At 65.0% G+C, this 20876-nt stretch carries 12 protein-coding genes; 5 read left to right on the forward strand and 7 right to left on the reverse strand.

The features are described 5' to 3' along the window. Positions 1-143 precede the first annotated feature (143 nt). Positions 144-1037 (forward strand): peptidylprolyl isomerase, encoded by an 894-nt coding sequence (locus AB0M15_RS17185; protein ID WP_363819221.1) that lies wholly within the window; start codon positions 144-146, stop codon positions 1035-1037. A 3-nt stretch (positions 1038-1040) separates the two neighbouring features. Here AB0M15_RS17185 and AB0M15_RS17190 read toward each other — a convergent pair whose 3' ends face one another. From AB0M15_RS17190 to AB0M15_RS17200, 3 genes are all read right to left on the reverse strand, one after another. Then, complete coding sequence (locus AB0M15_RS17190; RefSeq protein WP_363820241.1) at positions 1041-2162, reverse strand: glycoside hydrolase family 76 protein; 1122 nt, start codon at positions 2160-2162, stop codon at positions 1041-1043. A 145-nt stretch (positions 2163-2307) separates the two neighbouring features. Then, on the reverse strand, positions 2308-3513 hold the full coding sequence (locus AB0M15_RS17195; protein ID WP_363819224.1) for a SpoIID/LytB domain-containing protein: 1206 nt from the start codon (positions 3511-3513) through the stop codon (positions 2308-2310). Next, positions 3510-5126, reverse strand: coding sequence for an N-acetylmuramoyl-L-alanine amidase (locus tag AB0M15_RS17200; protein ID WP_363819227.1), 1617 nt, complete (start codon positions 5124-5126; stop codon positions 3510-3512). Before AB0M15_RS17200 ends, AB0M15_RS17195 begins: the two co-directional genes overlap by 4 nt. 145 nt (positions 5127-5271) lie before the next feature. On the opposite strand from AB0M15_RS17200, the gene AB0M15_RS17205 reads away from it, so the two are divergent. From AB0M15_RS17205 to hypB, 4 genes are all read left to right on the forward strand, one after another. Beyond that, a complete protein-coding gene (locus AB0M15_RS17205; RefSeq protein ID WP_363819229.1) occupies positions 5272-5766 on the forward strand; it encodes a helix-turn-helix domain-containing protein in 495 nt (164 codons plus the stop codon). Positions 5767-5863: 97 nt separating this feature from the next. Beyond that, positions 5864-6715: a hypothetical protein gene (locus tag AB0M15_RS17210; protein WP_363819232.1), complete on the forward strand. Its 852-nt coding sequence runs from the start codon at positions 5864-5866 to the stop codon at positions 6713-6715. A gap of 735 nt (positions 6716-7450) precedes the next feature. Continuing rightward, positions 7451-7780, forward strand: coding sequence for a hydrogenase maturation nickel metallochaperone HypA (locus tag AB0M15_RS17215; RefSeq protein WP_363819234.1), 330 nt, complete (start codon positions 7451-7453; stop codon positions 7778-7780). A gap of 1 nt (position 7781) precedes the next feature. Then, complete coding sequence (hypB, locus tag AB0M15_RS17220) at positions 7782-8648, forward strand: hydrogenase nickel incorporation protein HypB (RefSeq protein ID WP_363819236.1); 867 nt, start codon at positions 7782-7784, stop codon at positions 8646-8648. On the opposite strand, the gene AB0M15_RS17225 is transcribed toward hypB, so the two are convergent. The 4 genes from AB0M15_RS17225 to AB0M15_RS17240 all read right to left on the reverse strand — a co-directional run bounded on the left by AB0M15_RS17225 (position 8645) and on the right by AB0M15_RS17240 (position 20717). Then, positions 8645-9799 (reverse strand): glycosyltransferase 87 family protein, encoded by a 1155-nt coding sequence (locus AB0M15_RS17225; protein WP_363819238.1) that lies wholly within the window; start codon positions 9797-9799, stop codon positions 8645-8647. The genes hypB and AB0M15_RS17225 overlap by 4 nt on opposite strands. Continuing rightward, positions 9735-11003 carry a glycosyltransferase 87 family protein gene (locus AB0M15_RS17230; protein WP_363819241.1) on the reverse strand — a complete coding sequence of 423 codons (1269 nt, stop codon included), beginning with the start codon at positions 11001-11003 and terminating at the stop codon, positions 9735-9737. Before AB0M15_RS17230 ends, AB0M15_RS17225 begins: the two co-directional genes overlap by 65 nt. A gap of 186 nt (positions 11004-11189) precedes the next feature. Then, the gene (locus tag AB0M15_RS17235; RefSeq protein ID WP_363819243.1) at positions 11190-11558 is read right to left on the reverse strand and encodes a hypothetical protein; all 369 of its coding nucleotides are present in this window, start codon (positions 11556-11558) and stop codon (positions 11190-11192) included. 48 nt (positions 11559-11606) lie between these two features. Beyond that, positions 11607-20717: a LamG-like jellyroll fold domain-containing protein gene (locus AB0M15_RS17240; RefSeq protein ID WP_363819245.1), complete on the reverse strand. Its 9111-nt coding sequence runs from the start codon at positions 20715-20717 to the stop codon at positions 11607-11609. Positions 20718-20876: the final 159 nt, after the last annotated feature.

Genomic DNA, 20876 nt, shown 5'->3' on the forward strand with positions numbered 1-20876 from the left:
TGGTGGTGGGGTTGAACACGTAATAACTTGTTCAAGGTCACCGTTTGGTGTCCGCGGTAACCACTTGTGGCGATCCACAGGCGTTTCTCAGGGTTTGGCGGTAGCTTCCCTGCAGGATTGCCGCGAGGTGAGGAGAACTCTGCATGTCCAGGAAGACCCACGAGCATCAGCTGGCTCAGCGCAAGGCGCAGCGGTTGGCCGAGCGGCAGGCTGAGCGCGCCCGGCAGCGGCGGATGCTGGCGATCACCATCACCTCGATCGTGGCGGTGGTCGTGGTGATCGCCGGAGTTTTCGTGGTCGTCGCCAAGAACACCGGCAAGGACGACACGCCCGCGGCGGCTGACACGCCGTCGGCGAACCCGTCCGACCAGCCCTCGGCGCAGACGTCGGCCGGACCGGAGAACAAGCCGAAGTCGATCCCGACGGCGCTTGCGCCCGCGCCGAAGCGGGCCACTCCGCTGGCAGCCGAGGTGGACTGCAGCTACACCAAGTCCGCCGAGCCGGCCAGCAAGAAGGCCGACCTGCCGTCCAACGGCAAGGTCAAGGCCAGCGGCACCAAGCCGGTCACTCTCGCCACCTCGATCGGTGACCTGCACCTGACCCTGGACAGCGCCCTGGCGCCCTGCACGGTGAAGAGCTTCCTCAGCCTGGTCGGCCAGAAGTACTTCGACAACACGATCTGCCACCGGCTCACCGTCGGCGACGGCCTGCAGGTGCTGCAGTGCGGCGACCCGACCGGCACCGGCAGTGGCGGCCCCGGCTACAGCTTCAAGGACGAGGTCTACCCGACGCTCAAGTACGGCCGTGGAATCCTCGCGATGGCCAACTCGGGCCCGAACACCAACGGCAGCCAGTTCTTCATCGTGTACGGCACCGCCGAGCTGCCCCCGCAGTACACGGCCTTCGGCACGCTCGACAAGGCCAGCCTGGAGGCGATCGACAAGGTCGCCAAGGCGGGTGTGATCCCCCAGGGCGGGCCTACCGACGGCAAGCCCGCCACCGAGGTCAAGATCAAGACGGCCACGGCGGCCGCCTAGTACTCAGGCCAGTTCGTCGTACTTGCTGCGCGGCCATGCCAGCAAGGCGTCGATCTGGACCATGGCGGACTGCTCGAGCAGCAGTACCGGCCCGTCAGCGAAGTGGAAGAGGCCCGTGGCAGGATCGCGGGTCTCTTTCCATGCCCGGTCGGAGTAGGCCTGCGCGACCTCGGTGTAGGCGCGGTCGTGCGAGACCGAGTCGAGGATCAGCAGGTTCTTGAAGTAGATCGAGTTGAACCGGGTCGGCTGCTTCCAGAGCCGGTCCTCGGCCGCGTAGAAGGCCAGCGACGCCTTCGCCAGCGCCTTCGCGTCGGTGAGGTACTTCTTGTCGTGAGTCGCCTTGTACAGCAGGGCTCCGGCGCCCAGCATCACGCCCTGGTTGTAGCTCCACTGGGTCTTCTCGACGTTGCCGGCCAGGTCGATGTGGTCCCAGTACAGCCCGTTCGGTGCCAGCATGCACTGCTGCGCCCAGGCGTACATCCGCTTGGCCGAGGTCAGGTACGCCTTGTTGTGCGTCAGCAGGTAGAGGTGCGCCCCGAGCTCGGCGCCCGGCCCGTTGGAGATGGTGTTGCGGTCCTGGCTCCACGGCGCCTGGGTCCAGAACGTCCCACCCGCGCAGGGATGCGACGCGTCGGTGTCCCAGCCGTGTTCGACGAGCGCGAAGATCTCCTTCGCCTGGGCGAGCGACGAGCGGTCACCAGTCCGCTGGTAGTGCTGGATCAGGTTGAGGCCGATCCACTCGTTGTCGTCGTAGAACTTGTCGCCACCCTGGCCGAGCGGCGGCCGGACGTACGAGTCGTAGCCCGTCGGTGTGGTCGTCGCGTTCCAGTACGGCTGGTACCCGGCCAGGCGGCGCCGGGCCTCCCGGTCAGCCTTGCGGCCTGAGCCGGGGATGCCGGCCAGGTTCTCCGCGGCGACGGCGGCCTGGGAGTAGGGCCAGACGTAGGAGTACGGGTTCTGCTGAGTGTTCGGGTACTCCTCCAGCAGCAGTCCTTGGTTGCCGGTGTCGAAGTACATGTTCAGGGCCTGGTACGACGCCTGCGCCCTGGCCGCCGCTGAGTGCGGGCCGCCGGTCACGGTGTCGACCTTCGCGTTGGCCGCTGGGGTGTGCAGCGCGGCGAGCATTCCCACCGCGAGCAACCCCCCGGCGATCCGTTGAGTTGATATACCAAATTTTCTGCGCATCGACCTGCTCCTCCTGGGGCGGCAGCGATTGACATCGATGTCACGTTTTAGCTGGCCAAGGGATTCGCCGTCAATGGCTCGCCGGTCATCGCTCAGTTGGCATATCAAGTGCGACTGGCTGGACCCCCGCGAACGCGAACCAGGCCGAGCGCATGTGCAGCCGCAACCGGACCTGGTCGCCGGTGAGCACGACCTTGCCCTTCGAGCCGACCGCTTCGACCGTCAGCACCCGGCCGCCGCCGGGGCCGATGCCGGTCCGGCGCACGACGCGCAAGCTGCGGAGAGTGCCGACGCCGAAGGTCGCCTGGAGCTGTGAACTGGTCCTCGTGACCGTCCAGGTGACGTTCGGGTTCTTGTTGCCGGGGTAGCTGTCCCAGCTGTCGGCCTTCATCACCTGGTACGCCACTGGGCCATCGGCCGTCGCGCCGCCGTTGGACGACGAGAACTCGGCCATGATCGGCTTGCCCTTGTAGAGCCGGACCTGCCCAGCCGTTGCGGCAATCGCCGCGTTGGTCGTCTTCTCCTCGTCGTTGTACCCGCCGTAGACCTGGCAGGCGGTCGTGTCGCAGAGGTCGTACGCCCGCTTGCTGGACCGATTGCGATGGAAGACCGAATAGGTGCGCGCGGCAACGGCCTGCACCTGGAGCGCGGCCGGCTTCCAGGTCGTCACGGCCTCGCGCGGGACGACTCCGCGCAGGTACAGCTCCAGCGACAACTCGTTGATGGTGTCGAAATGTGCACCGGACAGATCGGCCGGCCGCAGTACGCCGCGATAGCCGACCACCTTGCCGCTGGGCAGGATCAGCGAGATGACCGCGGGACCTTCGAACTGGCCGATCCCGGTCAGGGTCTTCCAGAGCGTCCACTTCTTCGTCTTGGCGTTGTAGGAGCTGACCTTCGCGCCGTGCTCACCATTGGGGTCGATCGACCACTGGTTCCGAGTCGATGCCTTGGGCAACGTGTAGACCTTGCCGGTCTTCAGGTCGCGGAGGCGGAGCTTGTTGACGGCGGTGATCCGTACGCCGTCGGTCGTGTCGGCGCGGAGCTGCACCCGGATGTTGCCGGTCGCCTTGCCGACCGTCGTACCGGGGTAGTAGAAGTCCAGGATCGTCTTGGCCGACCGGCCGGCCAAGGCGGCACCCTGAGCCCCGTACTGCGACATGCCGCGACCGTGGCCGAAGCCGCGACCCGTGATCGTCTGGGTCGCCTCCGGTTCGGGCGGCGGGACGGCCACGGCCGTTGCGCTCAGCAACGTCGAACCGGCGATCAGGGCAACGAAGACGCGATTCATGAGATGAAGACCTTGCGCTCATGGTTGTTGTAGGTGAGCCAGCCGTGCTGGAACCTCTGTCGCAGGCCGCCCTTGATCCGGTACATGTCCGAGGTGGGCAGCCCGAGTCGCGAGCGCTCCGCACCGAGTGCGGCGTACTTGCGGTGGATCATCCCGGCGACCGGGCGCATCCCGGTCCGCTTCGACCAGTACAGGCCGCCGTTCTGGAAGCTCTGCACCAAGCTGTTGTTGGCCCGGCCGAGGCGGTACTCGCTCGTCGGCTGCTTCAGCAGACCGTCCGGGCCGCCGAGTTGGCGGTAGCGCGTCCGGAACAGGCTCCGCACCGAGTGCGCTCCGGTCTTGGGCGACCAGTAGATGTCGCGGACCTTGAAGTAGGTGGCGCGGCCTGTCTTGGTCCGGTGCTCGCCCCAGAATGGTTGCCCGGTCACCCTGAATCCGCCGAGCTTGACGGCGTACCGATAGACCTCGGTGGACACGCCTCGGCTCATCAGGGTGAGGATTCGTTGCTTCAGCCAAGGAAGTTTGGCGTAGAGGTTCTTGCCGGGGCAGGCGGTCGCCTTGGTGTCCCGGTGGCCGGAGACCGTGTGCAGCTTGCTGCCGTCGAGCACGATCGTGGCCGTCGGCGACCGGTAGTTGGCGTCCATCTTCCAGGCGACGATGCGGGCGGTCATCTCGAGCATCGGGGCCGGCGGCGCGACCTGGTCGAAGTTGCCGATCAGCGAGACGCCGAACGAGTTGGCGTTGAAGGAGCCGGTGTGGGCGCCGAGGACGGGGAGTTGCGCACCGCCGTACCGGCCCTCGAAGGCACGGCCGAAGCGGTCGACGAGGAAGTTGTAGCCGAGATCGCACCAGCCGCGGCTCTTCACGTGGTACGCGTACATGCTGCGGATCATCGCGGGGACCTGGGCGCGGGTGTAGTTGTTGCGGTCTGCGGTGTGATGGACGAAGGCGGCCTGGATGGTGCCGGTGTACTTCGGCTTCACGCAGGACTTGCCGTTCAGGGCACGGAGGCGTTCGTCGGCGCCCCAGCCGCGGCGGGTCACCATCAGGGGCATCGGGTACGGCGCCTTGGCTGTGTTGGCCTGGATCGGGTCCTGTGTGGTCGGCGGCGCGGCATCGGTCGCCAGCACGCCGGGGTTGATCAGGGCGACTTTCGCGTCGGTGATCTTCGTACCGTCCGTGGTGGTCAGGGAGGTCTGGATGCCGTTCGCGGTGCCGACCCAGTAGGGCTCGGTGCCGGAGCGTTCGCTGCCTTCCGTCGTACGGGTCGCCGGGCCGTGGTCGTCCTCGACCTTGAGGGTTTCCCAAGCTGACCATTGGGCGTTGCGGAGGATCCGTATCTTGACCTGGACCGGCGCGGAGTTCTTGCGGTAGGGCCAGGTGATGCCGACCATGCCGAAGGGCTTGGTCTCCTGGGCCGCGGCGGTCGCGTACCGACCGCTTTGCTGCAAGGGGATCTCGACGTAGTCGGGGTCGATCGTCGGCCGCTGAGGCTGCTGGGTCTGCTCGGTCTGCTCGGGGTTGGCTTGGCTGGGGGTGGGCGCGAGCGGTACGAACAGGGCGAGGCCAGTCACCGCGGTCAGCGCCAGTCGGGGTGAGAAGGTCTTGCTCATCGGACAGCCTTCTGCTAGACGGGACAGCAGTAATCGATTATGCGCACTGGGTGAGCGCTCGCCCGGCATTTTCGTCACCCTGCGTGGCGTCCGCGGCCGGTTGCTAGGATGACTGCTGAAATCGAAGCGACTCCGAGGTGGCGTGATGACGGGTGCCAACCGGTTCCGGGACGAGGATCTGTCCTGCCCGTTGTCGACGACGGTGCGGCACGTCGGCGAGTGGTGGACGCTGCTGATCCTGCACGACGCCTTCGACGGGTACACCCGGTTCGACGAGTTCCAGCGCAATCTGAAGATCTCGTCGAGCATGCTGACCACCCGGTTGAAGAGTCTGGTCGACGACGGGCTGCTGGAGCGGACGAAGTACCAGGACAAACCGCCGCGGTACGAGTACGTGCTGACGCCGCTGGGGCGGTCGTTGCGGCCGGTCATCATCACGCTGGCCGCGTGGGGGAACGAGCGGCTGGAAGCCGGCGAGCGGTCGATGATCCTGGTCGACGCCGGTACCGGCGAGGAGGTCGAGCCGGTCGTCGTGGATCGGTCGACCGGGCGGCGGATCGACGGGCCGGACTTCGTCTTCACCGCCGGGCCGGCTGCCTCGGAAGCGATGCGCCGACGCTATTCGCCGCCTTATTCATAGCCTTGGAATGCTTTATTTTCAGGAGATTCTCAGGAGATTTCGGTCGGATTCGACCGCCCGGTAGGCTCGACGCAACACCAGTCGAGGAAGGCCCGACATGTTCACAGTCATCTTGCTGATCGCGCTCGTCGTGATCGGCGTCCTGGCGTACCGTTCGTACCAGCGAACGCAGCTGCAGAACAAGAAGCAGCACGAGATCACCGCGGGCGAGCTGGCGTCGGTGAAGAAGACCGCCGACGAGGACATCACCCGGTTCGGCGAGGAACTGCAGGACCTCGACCTGGACATGGTCGGCAAGGACCTCGGCGACGGTGCCCGGCAGGACTACCAGCGCGCGCTCGACTCCTACGAGTCGGCCAAGCAGGCGCTCGAGCAGGTGACCGAGGCCGAGCAGATCAAGCACGTGATCGAGATCCTCGAGGACGGCCGGTACGCCGCTGCCTGCGTCCGCGCCCGGGTCAACAACGAGCCGCTGCCCCAGCGCCGCCCGTCCTGCTTCTTCAACCCGCAGCACGGCCCCTCGGTCGTCGACGTCATGTGGTCGCCGCCCGGCGGTGCTCCGCGTGAGGTTCCGGCCTGCGCCGCCGACGCCGAGCGCGTCCGGGCCGGCGCCGAGCCCGACGTCCGCAAGGTGATGGTCGGCCCGCAGCGCGTCCCGTACTGGGAAGCCGGCCCGGCCTACTCCCCCTACGCCCAAGGCATGTTCGGCGGCCTCGGCGGCGTGATGACCGGCATGTTCCTCGGCACCATGCTCGGCGGCATGTTCGCCGGCGGCGGCTACGGCGACTACGCAGCCGGCTACGACGCCGGCATGTCCGACGGCGGCGACGGCGGAGGCGGCGGCGACAACGGCGACTTCAACTTCGGCGACAACCCCGGCGGCGACAGCGGAGGCGACGGCGGCGGCTGGGACTTCGGCGGCGGCGACTTCGGCGGCGGAGACTTCTAAAACCCGCTTGAAAACCACCGGAAGCCCTAGGCTCCCGGTGGTTTTCTCTTCCCGGCGCAAACCCCCCACCCGTACTCGCGTTGCATCCCACCGTCTTGAGCCCACCCGAACCACTGGCGGGCAGGGCGCATTGGCTGAGCGACTCACATCGCCTTGCCCGACCGGCGCATGCCCCCGCCCGTACTCGCGTTGCGCACCAGCGTCTTGAGCCCACCCGAACTCCTGGCGATGGAACGCGTTGGGTGCCGGATTCGGATCGCCTCGGCCGCACCGGCGCATGCCCCCACCCGTACTAACGTCACGCCCCACCGTCTTGAGCCCACCCGAACCGCTGGTGATGAAGCACGCTGGGCCAGCGGCTCAGGTTGCAGCGGCCGGACCGGCGCATCGCCGCAGCCGTACCCGCGTTGCGTTTAAGGTCGGTGGCCGCCTGATCGTCGAGCGAGAGGTCGCCTAGAACGACCGCCCCAAGCCATGGCCGCAACGGCGCGTGGTCGTACCCCCACCCGCGTTCCGCCTCAAGGTTCTGGAACCCACCGAGCGGTTGGCGATAAAGCGCGTTGGCTGACGGCTCCCATTGCGTTGTCAGCCGGCCCGCGGACGCATTGCATGTCGGTGTCTTCAGCTCACGCCAACCACTGTCGATGGAGGCATTGGCTGGCCGCCCAAATGTCGGATGGGTCGGGGGTGCTTGGTGTCTTGCGGGGGCGACCCACCAGGCCTAGCGTCGGGAGGGTGCATGAGCTCGCCGTTACGGAGAGCGTTGTCGATGCGATCGTCGAGAAAGTCGGCGACGGACCGATTGCTGTTGTGCGGCTGGAGATCGGCAAGCTGTCCGGGCTGGTGGCTGATTCGGTGCGGTTCTGTTTTGAGATCGTGGCCAGTGGTACGGGGCTGGAGGAGGCGCGGCTGGACATCGACGAGCCGCCGGGGCGGGCGTACTGTCGAACGTGCGGTGAAGAGTTCGCCCTCGACGAGCCGATCATGCTGTGTCCGTGTGGCAGTGCGGATCTCGATGTGCTCAGTGGCCGGCAGCTGAGAATCATCTCCGTGGAGGTGCGTTGACATGTGCAGCACCTGCGGATGCGGCCAACCCGGCGACGGCGGAACTCGCCTGACCGTAGTAGACGATCACGACCACCAGCACGACTCCACCGATCACGAACACGGGCACGACGCAGGGCACGAGCACGACGCAGGACACGGGCACGGTCACGGTCACGGTCACGGTGCTGGAGGCGACGCCGGCCACGGGCATGGGCATGTGCAGCAGGTCGTGCAGGAGGCTGAGACCAGGACTGTGCTGCTGGAGCAGGAGATCCTGGCGAAGAACGACGGGCTTGCGGCGGCCAACCGGCATCTCCTGCAGGAGCGTGGTATCGCGGCGATCAACCTGATGAGCTCGCCCGGCTCCGGCAAGACAACGCTGCTCGAGCACACCATCCGCGCGATCGGCTCACGGCGCCAAGCCCTGGTGATCGAGGGCGATCAGGAGACCCTGTACGACGCCGAGCGGATCCGCGCCACCGGCACCAAGGTCGTCCAGATCAACACCGGTGCCGGCTGCCACCTCGACGCGCAGATGCTGACGTCCGGCCTCGCCGAGCTCGCACCACCCAACGGCTCACTCGTCTTCGTCGAGAACGTCGGCAACCTCGTCTGCCCCGCGCTCTTCGACCTGGGTGAGGCGGCTCGCGTGGTGATCATCTCGGTCACCGAAGGCGCCGACAAGCCCGCGAAGTACCCGTACATGTTCCGCACCGCCGACCTAGTCCTGCTGAACAAGATCGACCTGCTCCCGTACGTCGATTTCGACGTCGACCTGTGCTTGCGCCTGATCGCCCAGATCAAGCCCGACGCGCAGATCCTGCAAGTGTCCGCGACCAAGGGCACCGGGATGGACGCCTGGTACGACTGGCTCGGCGACCTCTAGGTCCTCGCGCCCAGTTCGACCTTCGTTGCTGTCGGCACCTTCTGCCGCCGCGCCCCGAGAGCCAGCAGGATCGCAGCCAGCAGACAGACCCAGAGGTACGCGTTGCCGGCCAGGATCTCGACGGAGTTCCAGTGAAGTTCGCGATTGTCGCCCCGCGGCACCCACCAGATCGGCGCGAGCACGAACAACGCGCCCCACGCCGCCGCAACCTGCCAAGGCCACCGCCGCCCGAGCCGCGTTGCCGTCAGCAACGAAGCGCCAAGCGGAATCACCCACACCCAGTGATGACTCCACGAGACCGGCGAACACAGCAAGCTGATCAGCCCAGTCGTCGACACCGCGGCCAACTGCTCACCCCGGAGCCAAAGCACGCGACTCAGCCATAGCCCGGCGACCACGGTGACCAGCACGACCGCTTGCCACAGCCGCCCGCCACCGCCGAGATCACCTGTCACCCGGATCAGGAACCCATTCCAGGACTGGTTGCCCGAGTAGGCGAGTCCGCCGATCCGGCTCGTGTCCGAGATCAGCTGGGTCCAGTAGTCGTACGCCGTCCGCGGCGTGATCAGGAACCCGATCAACACGGTGCCCACGAAGGTAGCCGACGCGTAGGCGAGCGCCTTCCACTGCCGCGTGACGAGCAGCAGCCCGAGAAACACCAACGGGGTCAACTTGATCCCAGCCGCCAGCCCGAGCCAGATGCCTCGGCCGGTACGGGTTTTCGGCCCGAGTACGTCGTACAGGATCAAAGCGCAGAGGATCAGATTGATCTGCCCGTACGAGAGTGTCTCGCGCACCGGCTCGATCAGCAGCGAAGCCGCCGTGATCGCGATCAGAACGGCCGGGTGGGGCCCACGCTTGAAGACCTTCTGCAGGCTCAGCTTCCAGATCGCCACGAGCGCGACCAGCGAGGCCGCGATCGACGCGCCGTACGCGAGCCCCCACGGCAACAGCGAGACCGGCGCCATCACCACGCCACCGAAGATCGGGTAGGTGAACGGCATCGAGATGTATCGCAGGCGGGCCGTGTAGAGGCTCGCCGGATCGGACAGCATGGCCGCGCCGCCCAGCCGGTAGACCTTCAGATCAGCCCCGGTGTGGTCCCAAACGAACGGCAGCACCACCGCGACGACGACGCAAACCGCCGCCACCACCCACCACCGGCGCTTCGCCGACGCCCCCAGGATCCCCGATATCACCCGAGTCAGCCTGACAGTCGCCGGGGTCACGCCGGTCTATGCCACTTTTACAGTTCTGTCTCAACCCGATCGCGAGGATCCCCACCGCGACCATCGCCGCGATCAGATACGCGTTCCCACTGAACTGCTCCGCCACCGACCAGTCCAGTTCACGATTCTCATGATTAGGCGGCCACCAGATCGGCGCCACCGCAAACACCCCGAACCACAACACCCCAAAAACAACCCTGTACTTCGTAAGCCGCCCAATCACCGCGACCCCCAACGGAATCGCCCAAACCCAGTGATGACTCCACGACACGGGCGAACACAACAACCCCACCACCCCGGTCACCGCCACAGCCGCCACCCGCTCGCCCCGCCTCCAGAGCTGCTGAGCCAGCCACAACCCACCCCCCACTGTCAGCGCAACCAGCCCCAACCAGATCGCACCGCCCCCATCCAGATCTCCGCTCAACCTGATGAGAAACCCGTTCCACGACTGATTACTAGAGAACGCCAACCCACCGATCCGCGTCGTATCAGCCAGCAACGAAGTCCAGTACTCCTCAGCCCCATGCGGCGTCACCACAAACCCCACCACCACCGACCCCACAAACCCGGCCGACGCATATGCCAACGCCTTCCACTGCCGAGTCACCACCAGCAGCCCCAAAAACACCAACGGCGTCAACTTCACCCCCGCCGCCAGCCCAACCCAGATCCCCCGCCCCCGCCTCTGACCCAGCAGGTCATACAAAACAAGGGCACACAGCATCAAATTAACCTGCCCAAACCCCAACGTCTCCCGCACCGGCTCCAACAAGAGCGACCCGGCAACCACCCCCAACAACACCGGCGACGCCATCACCCGCCCCACCGACAACCGCCACACAGCCACCAGACTCACGAACGTCCCCAACGTCCAAACCACCACAGCCACCGCCCACGGCAGCAACGCAAACGGCACCATCACCACCGCAGCAAACGGCGGATAAGTAAACGGCAACCCCGCCAACCGCACGTCATACAACCCCGCCGCATCATCCAACAGCGTCATCCCACCCAGCCTGTAAACCTTCAGATCAACAAGCGAATGCCGCCAGTGTGTCGGCAACACCACACTGGCAACGACACAAACCCCGAACGCCACCCCCCACAACCACTTGCTCCGCATACCCGAAATCCTGACATGCTCCTACCGCGATCCCCCACGCGCCTCCCATCGGCACTCCCGCCGGCCCCGGGGGGCCCACGCAGCAGTTACGCGCGATCACCACCAGCAACCTGTTGACTCATTCCCAAGGGAGCGTACTCAATTCACATCCGACCCAAGTGCCACATTTCCCCTTCAGCGTGACAGCTATTCTGCGGAGCGGCTGTTTTGAGATTCAAAGATCTCATTCCAGAACACCGCCACAGCACCCTCATCATGACTTGCCAGCGATTCATCCAGCGCCTGATCACCTGCCAGCCTCGAGTGACCCCATACCGCAGTCATCCCTTCCGGCCCCCCAGTTCTTTGCGCAAATATCCAATCTGACGGAATGGCGCCAACGACAACCTCAAAGAGGTCTAAAGGGTACCAATCAGGCTGACCAGTTGAATCAATAATTAGTACAATTAAACCGCAGTTGAACATGCCCATCTCATAGACTTCATACTCCTTGCCCAGGACGAGATGGAAGATCGTCTGCTCAGTGAAGTACAGACCATGGTAGTCATCGGGCAACCCATAGCCTTTGCTGGTCTTACATTTAATGATCATCGCGTAGTTCTATCACTTAAATTTATAGTCGTCCACTTCGCCGGTGCGAGTATTTTGAACATAGTGGATCTCGATTCCGTTTATGTTCTGACTCATCTTCACCCAGCCATCAGTCGAAGGCCAACGCGAATCCGTCATGCGGACAGCGATCTGCCGGCCGGCAGCTGGGTTTGAAAGTGCCGATTTCATAGCTAACTGCTCTTGCAGCGTCTGTGGGATGTTTCGACCTGTTGAGCCCCGCCCGAGCGGCCTGATATCTGTTGCGACACCACCTGGGTTGACCTGAAAACGCGCGACACCTGGTGGGAGTTGCCCGGGAGCCATTTCACCTGGGGATGTCATTCCTGGCCTGCTGCCACCCCCACGGCCGAAGAGGCGCCCCAAGAACTCGCCCGGGCTAAGGAGGCCACTACCGCCAACATTACCGCCACGACCACCACCGGCGCTGCCTCCGCCGAGAGACACGGGTGGGCAGTAACAACTGTCTGGCAGCGTTAACCCGGTACTGAACCAGTTGACACCGCCACTGCTTCCGATTGAGTCGATGACGGAACCGGTACGGTCGAGGGCGTTTTGGAAGGTTAGGTCGGCGCCTGCTCCGTTATCACCTGTTTGGTCGTTGCCCGTGCCGACGGTGGTTGCTGGCTGGTTGGGGTTGCCTGGGCAGAGGGCCGGGTTGCCGGCGGCACAGTCGGGGGTGCCGGGTGGCGGTTGCTTGTCGTTCTTGGCTTTGTCTTCTTGGTCTTTGCGTTCCTTGTCGATCTTCTGCTTCAGCCTGCATTGCGCGTCACACGGGGGTGGCGGCGGCTTGCAGCTTCCGCCCTTGCAGGGCGGATCGCAATTCTTCTTGCCACCCTGGCAGTGCGGGCCGCAATCCTTCGTGCAACCGCCACCGGTGCCGGGGCCACAGTCGTCCTTCTTCTTATCGCAGCCAGGCGGCGGCGTCGGGCAGTTCTTGCCTGCGCCCGGTTTCTTGCACGGTGGCGGCGTTGAAGGCTTCGGAGGAGGGCAGATCAGCTTCCATGTGGGGGGCTTGTCATCGTTCGGGTCGTAGCTGATCTTCTTCCAGTAGCAGTTGCCGCCGCTGTCACCAGGATCTTGCAGCGCGTGGCCGTCGGGGTCGTTGAAGGTTAGGGGGTTGCCGCCGGCGTACGCGTAGAGGTTGGGGAGGGAGGAGGCTGCGCCCGCCTTGTAGGTCATGGTGTCGCGGGAGTTGAAGGTTCCGGAGTCGGGGTTGTACCAGCGGGCGCCTTGGTTGATGTCGCCGGAGCGGGGGTCGGTCCAGTCGCCTTGGTAGCCGACTCGGTACTTCAGGCCGGTCGCGGTGGTGGAGTTGCCGAACGGGTCATAGGTACGGGAGTCGGGCAAGCCGGTCGTGAGAGTGGCGTCGGTGGGGTCGAAACCGCCGAAGACGTCGCCGTGGCGGTCGGCCAGGACCAGGCGTTTGGTGGTGTCGTAGCCGACGGCCAGGAGGCCGTCGCTGGCGCTGCGGCCGAAGAACTGGGTTCCGTCGGAGACGACTTCGTCGCTGAAGCCGTCGTAGCGCATCTTGGCTGTGCCGGCCTGGACTGGGCGATCCAACGCGTCGTACGTGAAGTCACGGTCGGAGTTGCGGATCATCCGGTCGAAGGCATCGAAAGTGAACGCCTCCGTTGTTGCCCCGGCGACCTTCGACAGCAGCGCACCGCGTGCTGAGTAGGTGTAGGTCGAGGTGCCGTCGTTGATCAGGCGGTTCCGCTCGTCATAGGTGGCGAGCTTCGTGCCGTTCTTGATGCGGTTGCTGGCGGCGTCCCAGCCGTAGTCCGTGGTCTTCGTGCCAACGGTCCACGAGGTCAGGCGGCCGAGTTGGTCGTACGCGTAGGTGTTGTCTCCAGCACCGGCGACGCCTGTGGTCTTCTTCGAGGTGACGTTGTTGTCGGCGTCGTACCCGTAGGTGATCGACGACACCGCGGCGGTACCGGCTTTCAACGCGTCCGAGTTCATCCGGCCGAAGGCGTCGTAGCCGATCGTGCGGACCCGGCTGCTGCCGTAGTCGATCGTGCTGAGCTGGCCGGCGGCGTTGTAGCCGAGGGTCTGGATCGCCCGGGTGATCGGGTCGGTCACCGTCGTCGGGCGGCCGTTCGTGTAGGTGAAGTCGGCCGTCCCCGCCGCGTCGATCCGCTGAGTCAGTTGACCGTCGGCGTCGTAGCCCTGGGTCGATGTACCCGATGGTCCGTCCGCGCGGAGCAGCATGCCGCGGTCGTTGTAGAAGTACAGGTTTGCGCCATCGAGCGAACTCGAGGTCGCCAACCGCCCGGCCAGGTCGTAGCTGAGATCACGCGTCGCGGTGGAGACCTCCGCGCCGGTGCCCTCTTCCTTCGTCAGCCGTCCGGCCGCATCGAAGGTCCGGGTCCGCTGCACCCCGCCCGGCGAGAGCATCGACACCGAGTTGCCCGCAGCGTCGTACGACGCAGTCCAAGTGCGGTCCGCGACAGCCGGATGAGCCGTCGTCGAAGGCTCGATCACTTTCTCCGTCAGGCCGAGCGAGTTCACGGTGTAGACCGTCGAGTTCCCACGGCCATCCGTGTACCGCGTCCGGTTTCCGGCAGCGTCGTACCCGTACCCGATGGTGATGGAGTCCGTCGCCGTCACCGGATCGACCTGCTTGGTCAAGCGCCCGGCAGCGTCGTAGGTGTAGATCGTCGGCCGTTTCCCGCTCGCTGGTGTCGAGGAGGTCAGATTGCCGTCAGGGTCATAGGCCAACTGGGTCGTGCCGAGCGCAGCGTTGGTCGCATCTAGAGTCTTCGAGGCGACCAGTTGGCCGACCCGGTCGTACACGGCGATGCTGCTGCGTCCCATGCCGTCCGTACTCCGCACCTGCCGGCCGGCGTAGTCATACCCGAGCTTGGTGATTACGCTGTTCGGGTCGTTGGACTGGGTGACCTGTCCGAGAGCGTCATACGTGCTGGTCGCAGTGGCACCCGATGGGGTCTGCGCCTTCACGACGTTGTCCTGGTCGTCGTACGTAAGCCGTGTGACGAAGTTGCCGGCCACCGGCTTGCGCTCGACATCCGTGGAGGTGACGACTCGATCCAAGTCGTCGTAGGTGAGCTTCTTCACCGCACCCAACGGATCCGTCGTCGAGGCCACCTCACCCATTGGGGTATAGGTGAGCTTCGTGATCGCCCGCTCGTCGTTGGTCTTGCCCGGAGCGTCGATCTGGATCTGCTGGTTCAGATGGTCGTACGTGAACCGGGTCGCGTTCCCTCGCTCGTCGATCTGCGCCAGCACATTGCCGACGGCGTCGTACTGGAACGTCGACTTCGGCGTCATCGCCTGCCCACCAGGCGGCGTGTACTGCGGCGCAGACACCTCCACCGGGCGACCGAGCTTGTCGAAGGTCGACTTCACGACGTTGCCCAGAGCATCCTTCGTCGAGGTCGCCAGGCCGAACGCGCCGTACCCGATGAATGCGGTCGGCTGTACGTCTGTCGGTGTACCACCGTCTTGCTCTGCTTTGATCTTGGGATCGACCGTCTTCACCTGACGGCCCAGCTCGTCGTAGCCGTAGGTGGTAGTGAAATCAGCCTTCACAGCGCCGGCGGTGTTGCCGCGCGGCGTCGTCATCGATGTCGACAATCCCCGCTGATCGAACGTCCACGACGTCGTCAGTTGAGCGCCACCGGTGTTGTCCACCGTTTGCGACACTCGCCGACCAGCGGCGTCGAAGACGTAGCTGGTGACATCGGTGATCGCGGTCGGGCCGGCGATGTCGGCGTTCGACCAGCCGCCGGTCGTCTCTTCCTTGATGATGTTGCCGGCGAGGTCGTGCGTGTAGGTCGACTTCCGGTTCAGGCCGGTGGGATCGGCGGTCTCGGTAGCCACGCGGCCAGCCACGTCGATCGTGTACGCCGTGGTCGACAGGCCGTTGTCCGTGATTGCCTTGGTCCGGTTCCCGGCCGCGTCGTAGGTGTTGCTCTCAAGAACGACATTGCGCGCCGATCCGCTGGGATCGCGGAACCCCATCAGCGTCTTGGTCTTCAAGGTGTCATCGGCGTTGTAGTCGTATGTGACAACCCGGCCCATCGCGTCGATCTCCGCGGACCTGCGACCTGCCGGGTCGTACTGGGTCTTGGACCGCACGGTGTAGTCGACGCCCTCGCGCGGCTCGCCGGCCGGCGGGTTGTTCGGGTCGACCGGGAGGTTCATGTCCCAGACCTCGGTCAGCATGTTGAGGTCGCTGTACTTGTACTCGAACCGATTCCCGTTCGCGTCCTCCGACCAAGTCCTGTTACCGGCCGCGCCGTACCCCTGCTGCGACTCCTTGCCATCGGCATCAGTCGTGTGCGACACCCGATTCCGGTCGTCGTACTCCAGGGTTGCCACCCGCGGCTCGTCCGAAGTCTTCAGATCCCGCGCGGTTGTCTTGGTGACGTTGCCGTCATCGTCGTACTCGAGGTCGGCTTTCTGCTGATGCTGTTCACCGGTCACGGCATCAGTGGTGACCGGTCCGGTGATCGCGGTGACCCGCGACATCTTGTCGTACTCGTACGTCGTGGTGACGCCACTCGGGTAGGTGTCCGAGACCTGAGTCTCGGTCTTCTTGCGCCCGATCTCGTCATAGGTGTACTTCGTGACCAGCCCCGATGGGGCCGTCAACTGCACCAGTTGGCCGTTCTCGTTGTAGAGGTAGTTCGTCGACGACGTCACCGACGAACTCATCTTGACCGTCGCGGTCTTCAACAGCCCCGGCGGCATCGGCTTCCCGTCGGGCCCGGTCTGCACGCCATCGGTGTAGGCATAGGTCTTCAACCCACCATCCGGGCTGAACTCCGACGCGACGTCACCCGACAGCGTCAGGTTCATGTTCCGCTTGTACGTGTCGTCGGTCGCGCTCGCAGAACGACCGTCGCGGAACGCGGCCAGCTTGTCCCACCGCGGATCCAGCGGCGGCCACGCCACGTTCGCATGGAAGGTGCTGTACTCCGTCCGGCAGTCCGTCGCCGGCGCCGTACGGCACGTCTTGGTGGACACGACGTTGCCGCGGTCGTCGTAGGTCATGCTGGCCTCACCACCGGACTCACCGGTGACCTTTGTCAACTGACCTGTCTTGTCGTGGGTGAAGCTCCGGATCGAGTAGTCCGTGGGCCAGTGCGGTGTTGTCTCAGGCGTCCACGGCTTATGCGTGTCGGCGGCCTTGGGCCGGCCAGTACGCAGCAGCCAGCCGGCCAACCCGTCGTACTCGTAGACGTAGGACTCGCCGCCCGGACCGGTGACATTGACCGTTCGCAGCAGATCCTTGTCCGAGCCAGTGGTCTGCGGATCGCCGATGGTCCAAGCGCCCCCGTCGGGGTCGACATACCGCTTGACGCGATCCTTCGCCGGGTTGTACTCGATCTCAGCGGTACTCCGCCCAGCCGCGGAAGTAATAGAACTCAACTGGTCAGCCGCGTTCCGGCCCAGCTGCCAGTGACTCACAACCTCCCTCGTCGTCAACGGATGCGAATACAGCGCCACCTCGTCGATCTGCCCACGGAAGTACTGTGTCGTGGCACTCCCGTAGGCCGGCCACGCGGTCGGCGCAGCAGCTGAGGCTTGACCGATGAAGTTCGCCGGGAACTGCGCGTGGTCGACCACGCTGCCAGTGATCGTGCCGATCGCGACGCCGTCCAGGTAGAGGGACTGCCGGGACCCCATAGAACTCAGTACGACGTGATGCCACTGGTCGTCATTGACCACAGAACCAGAAGCCATCGGCGCGGCCGAACCATGCCAGAACTGTCCCCGCAACTTGCCGTCGCTACCGACGTAGAGCACCGGCATACCACCGAGCAATTCCCCGCGATTGTTCCCCTTTTGATAGCCCAGTAGAGGCTGAACCGCAGTACCCGTCGTCTTGAACCACATCTCAACGGCCTCGTCACGGCTCCGTGTTGCTATGCCGCCCGGAAGCCACATCTTGGAACCAGCGCTGAACTTCACTGACTTGTCGGTGTCGCCGACGGCTGCCAGCACGCTGTCCTGACCGAACTGGACGCCTTCGTAGAACCCGAACTTGTCGTCCTCGACGATGTCGATCTCGTTCGTGGCCTCGTTGTCGTCGTTGTCGTCCGACATCCGGAAGTAGCCGTCCGGCCTGCTGTCCAACACGGCGCTGCGATAGTGCGAACCTTGCTGTGAGCCGTAGGTCGTGCACTCCTGCTCCGAGTTGCACGACTTCGTCAACGTGTCGCCGGAGTATTCATAGGTCCACGTCAACGGCGTCCCACCGACCGGCTGAGTACTGACCGACGCGACGTGCTTGTTGTCAGCGGTCCAGTTGAAGGTCAGCTTGCGGCCGGCGCCGTCCTGGCTAGCCGCCGTCTCCAGCGTCCCGTTCGCCCGATAGGTCAACGCCAGCGGCTTGCCCTGAGTGCTGTAGATCTTGGTCAACTTGCCTGTACCAGCGGCGAACTCGTACTTCGTGCCAGCCGCGATCTGGAGCGTCCACGGCCCATTCGCCCCGGCCGACGTGAGCGCCGACTTGGTGCCACGTGGCGCGATGAACACGGTATCGGAGTACCTCCCGAACCGCACCTGCCGGCCATCCGGATAGTTCACCAACGCATTGCCGCCGTCGGTCTCGATCACCAGCCGCATGTCATAGCGGCTCGACCACCCCGCACCGAACAACCCATCACGCCGCGGATCAAGACTGTTGTAGGTCCGAGCCACATTCAGCTCCGGACCCGCAACCGGTACGACGACGTCCAGCGCCGACGTTGTGAAGTTCCCGATCGCCGGGTCGTACGGCTTGTCCTGCGACTTCCCGTCGTTGTTCGCCAAATGCGACGTGATCGACGGCTGCGGAACATCGGTGAACAACGTGATCTTCGGGCTCTGCGTCACCGCGCCGTCGTTGTCCTGGATGTAGAAACTCCACTGATACTCCTGGTTCCACTCCATCTCCCCAGGCTTGATCACACGCGTCTTCGACGACGAAAAGGCCGGATCGGCAAAGCACACCGGCAGATGACCGCCCACACTCCGACAAAGCTCGAACATGTATTTCAGCGTGCTCTCCGGCGCGTCCGGATCGATCGCATCCGCCCACACCTGAGGCGTCAACGTGTAGGCCTGCGCACCGTTCAACGGCCACACCTTGGCCGGGTTCACCAACGGCGGGATGTTGTAGACCGCGATCAGCTTCGCCACCGGCAGCACACCCCAGTCGGTGTACCACTTGTGCACCGATGAATCGCGATGCACCATCGTGAACTCGATCTGGTACCTCAAGCCGTCAGGACCGCCGGGCAACGCCCCGACCGCGACGTCCAGGTTGATCTTGCCGCCATGTGGAACCGAGGTGGTCACCGGCGTCGCCAGCGACGTCACGTCCACTCGGTGACCGGTCGTCGAGAAGACGCGATAGCTCATGTAGTCGTTGCCCGGCTGCCAGGTGAAGTTCCCGAGGTTCGTGATCGTCATCGGGAACTTGCCGTTCTTGTCCTGCAGTACGTAGTCGGCCGGGTTCTGCTTCCGGAACAAGTACTCGGCGTGGTACGGCGAGTGCGTCACCGCCAGCTTCGGCGGGTTCGCCGTGTTGATACCCGCGAACTTCTTCCACGAGAAGCGGTCGGTGCGCTTGTTGGCCAGCATCGCGAACCCGAAGTTCGATCGCTGACCATCCACCAGGCTCTGCAACCACGAGATACCGGCCGCGTTGAACTCGAGCGGGTCGTACCTCGGTTCGCAGGTGGTCGTCCCAGACGTGTTCGACACATAGCCACGCGAGAAGCTGTTCGCCGCGATGACCGAAGGCGTCAGTTGCGGACCGGGGTACTTCAGCTGAGGCAGCGGAGTACCCGACCAGCCTGCCATCGCCCCGTACACCTCGACCGCCCGTGAGGAGCAGGTGTCGGCCTGGTAGTTGTACACCTCCAGGCTGGCCGCGGTGATCGTGTCGTACCGGAAGGCGTCAACCAGGTTGGGGAAATACAGCAGGGAGGTAAAGGCGTTCCAGCCTGTCCCTGTACACGTGTTTCCCGATACCGGGCGGCAGCCAAGCTGCAGGTCGTCCGCTCCACTGATCGAGCCGTTCACTCCGGCGCTCACCGCATAGTTCGGAGTGAGCCGATCCGTCGGGATCACAGTCGGGTCGATTCGTACCGGGAACACCCGGGCCGGGTCATCCAGCCAGGCGCTGTCCGCCGTGACCTTCAACGCCTGCTGACCATTGACGGCGACAAGCTCGTACGTCACCGCCTCTGACGTCGCATGGCCGTCGACGGAGTTGGAGTCCTCCATCGTGCCCGCGGGAATGCGCGCCCGCTCCACCCCGTGCTCGTCGGTCAGTACGACCTCCCGGCCGACCAACACGGCCGTCAGGTTGGCCGACAGGTTCAACGGGAAGACAGGCGATCGGGCAGCTGTCGCGGACTTGAGGACGATCGACTCCTTGATCCCCCGCGGCTGCGACTCCAACTCCAGATCGGCATCGGTCATGAAGTTCGGGAACACGACCTTGTTGCCCGACATCTGCCCGTCAACGCCTGCAGCACCGGACACACCCCACCCGATGTCATGACCCTCGCCCAGCTCGATCCGGGCCACCGGACTGGCATCAGCCTTCGGCGCGATCCACGAGTAGAGCTGGGTCGAGATCGTCTCCCAACCACCGGGATCGGCCGGCTGCAGGTTCGGATCGATGTCCGCCCAGGTGCCATCGGCTTTCTTGAAGTTCAGCGGCGCCGGCGAAATGACCGTCGTCTCACTCGCGTCCGCGTTGGCGAACGTCTGCGTGAACTGGTCGCGCTTCTCCGGCATCTCCCGGCTCGTCTTCGCGTCGAACCCCTTCGCCGCGGACGGCTGCAAAGGGAACGCCGTAACGTCTTTCGGAGCGGGCTGCTCGGCCGCCGGGTCCACCGGCTTGGCCTCGTTCACCGGGAACATCGACCGCAACGACGGCGGCTTCACCATGTTCTTCGGCACCGGAGCCGGCGGTACCTTTCCCGATCCGAGCTTCTGCGTCGGAGCTGAGGCCTCACCTCGCCCAAGCATCGCCGCCTGGGGCACGGTCGGCGTACCGGCTGCAGCCGGAGCCGCCTGGATCGCTGGTCCGATACCGGCTAGAGGCACCGCCAGCGCAACACCGATCGCCAGCATCTTCGCTGAACGAATCCGGTTTCTGCGGGCACGAGAAGACAGCCGGGACGCGGCCATGATGGATCCCCCTGGGGCGTAGGTGACCTGCACAGACCCTGGGGTCCCCCGACCCCACCAGCGCCGCCCGAACCTAGCATTCGAACGCGCCCGAACCTACGA

Origin of the sequence: Kribbella sp. NPDC051718, assembly GCF_040681515.1 — a bacterium.
Classification (GTDB): domain Bacteria; phylum Actinomycetota; class Actinomycetes; order Propionibacteriales; family Kribbellaceae; genus Kribbella.

Bases quoted from the DNA above. Each gene is read 5' to 3' on its own strand.
- AB0M15_RS17185 (WP_363819221.1), top strand. From the start codon at position 144: ATGTCCAGGAAGACCCACGAGCATCAGCTGGCTCAGCGCAAGGCGCAG.
- AB0M15_RS17190 (WP_363820241.1), bottom strand. From the start codon at position 2,162: ATGCTCGCCGCGCTGCACACCCCAGCGGCCAACGCGAAGGTCGACACC.
- AB0M15_RS17195 (WP_363819224.1), bottom strand. From the start codon at position 3,513: ATGAATCGCGTCTTCGTTGCCCTGATCGCCGGTTCGACGTTGCTGAGC.
- AB0M15_RS17200 (WP_363819227.1), bottom strand. From the start codon at position 5,126: ATGAGCAAGACCTTCTCACCCCGACTGGCGCTGACCGCGGTGACTGGC.
- AB0M15_RS17205 (WP_363819229.1), top strand. From the start codon at position 5,272: ATGACGGGTGCCAACCGGTTCCGGGACGAGGATCTGTCCTGCCCGTTG.
- AB0M15_RS17210 (WP_363819232.1), top strand. From the start codon at position 5,864: ATGTTCACAGTCATCTTGCTGATCGCGCTCGTCGTGATCGGCGTCCTG.
- hypB (WP_363819236.1), top strand. From the start codon at position 7,782: ATGTGCAGCACCTGCGGATGCGGCCAACCCGGCGACGGCGGAACTCGC.
- AB0M15_RS17230 (WP_363819241.1), bottom strand. From the start codon at position 11,003: ATGCGGAGCAAGTGGTTGTGGGGGGTGGCGTTCGGGGTTTGTGTCGTT.
- AB0M15_RS17240 (WP_363819245.1), bottom strand. From the start codon at position 20,717: ATGCTGGCGATCGGTGTTGCGCTGGCGGTGCCTCTAGCCGGTATCGGA.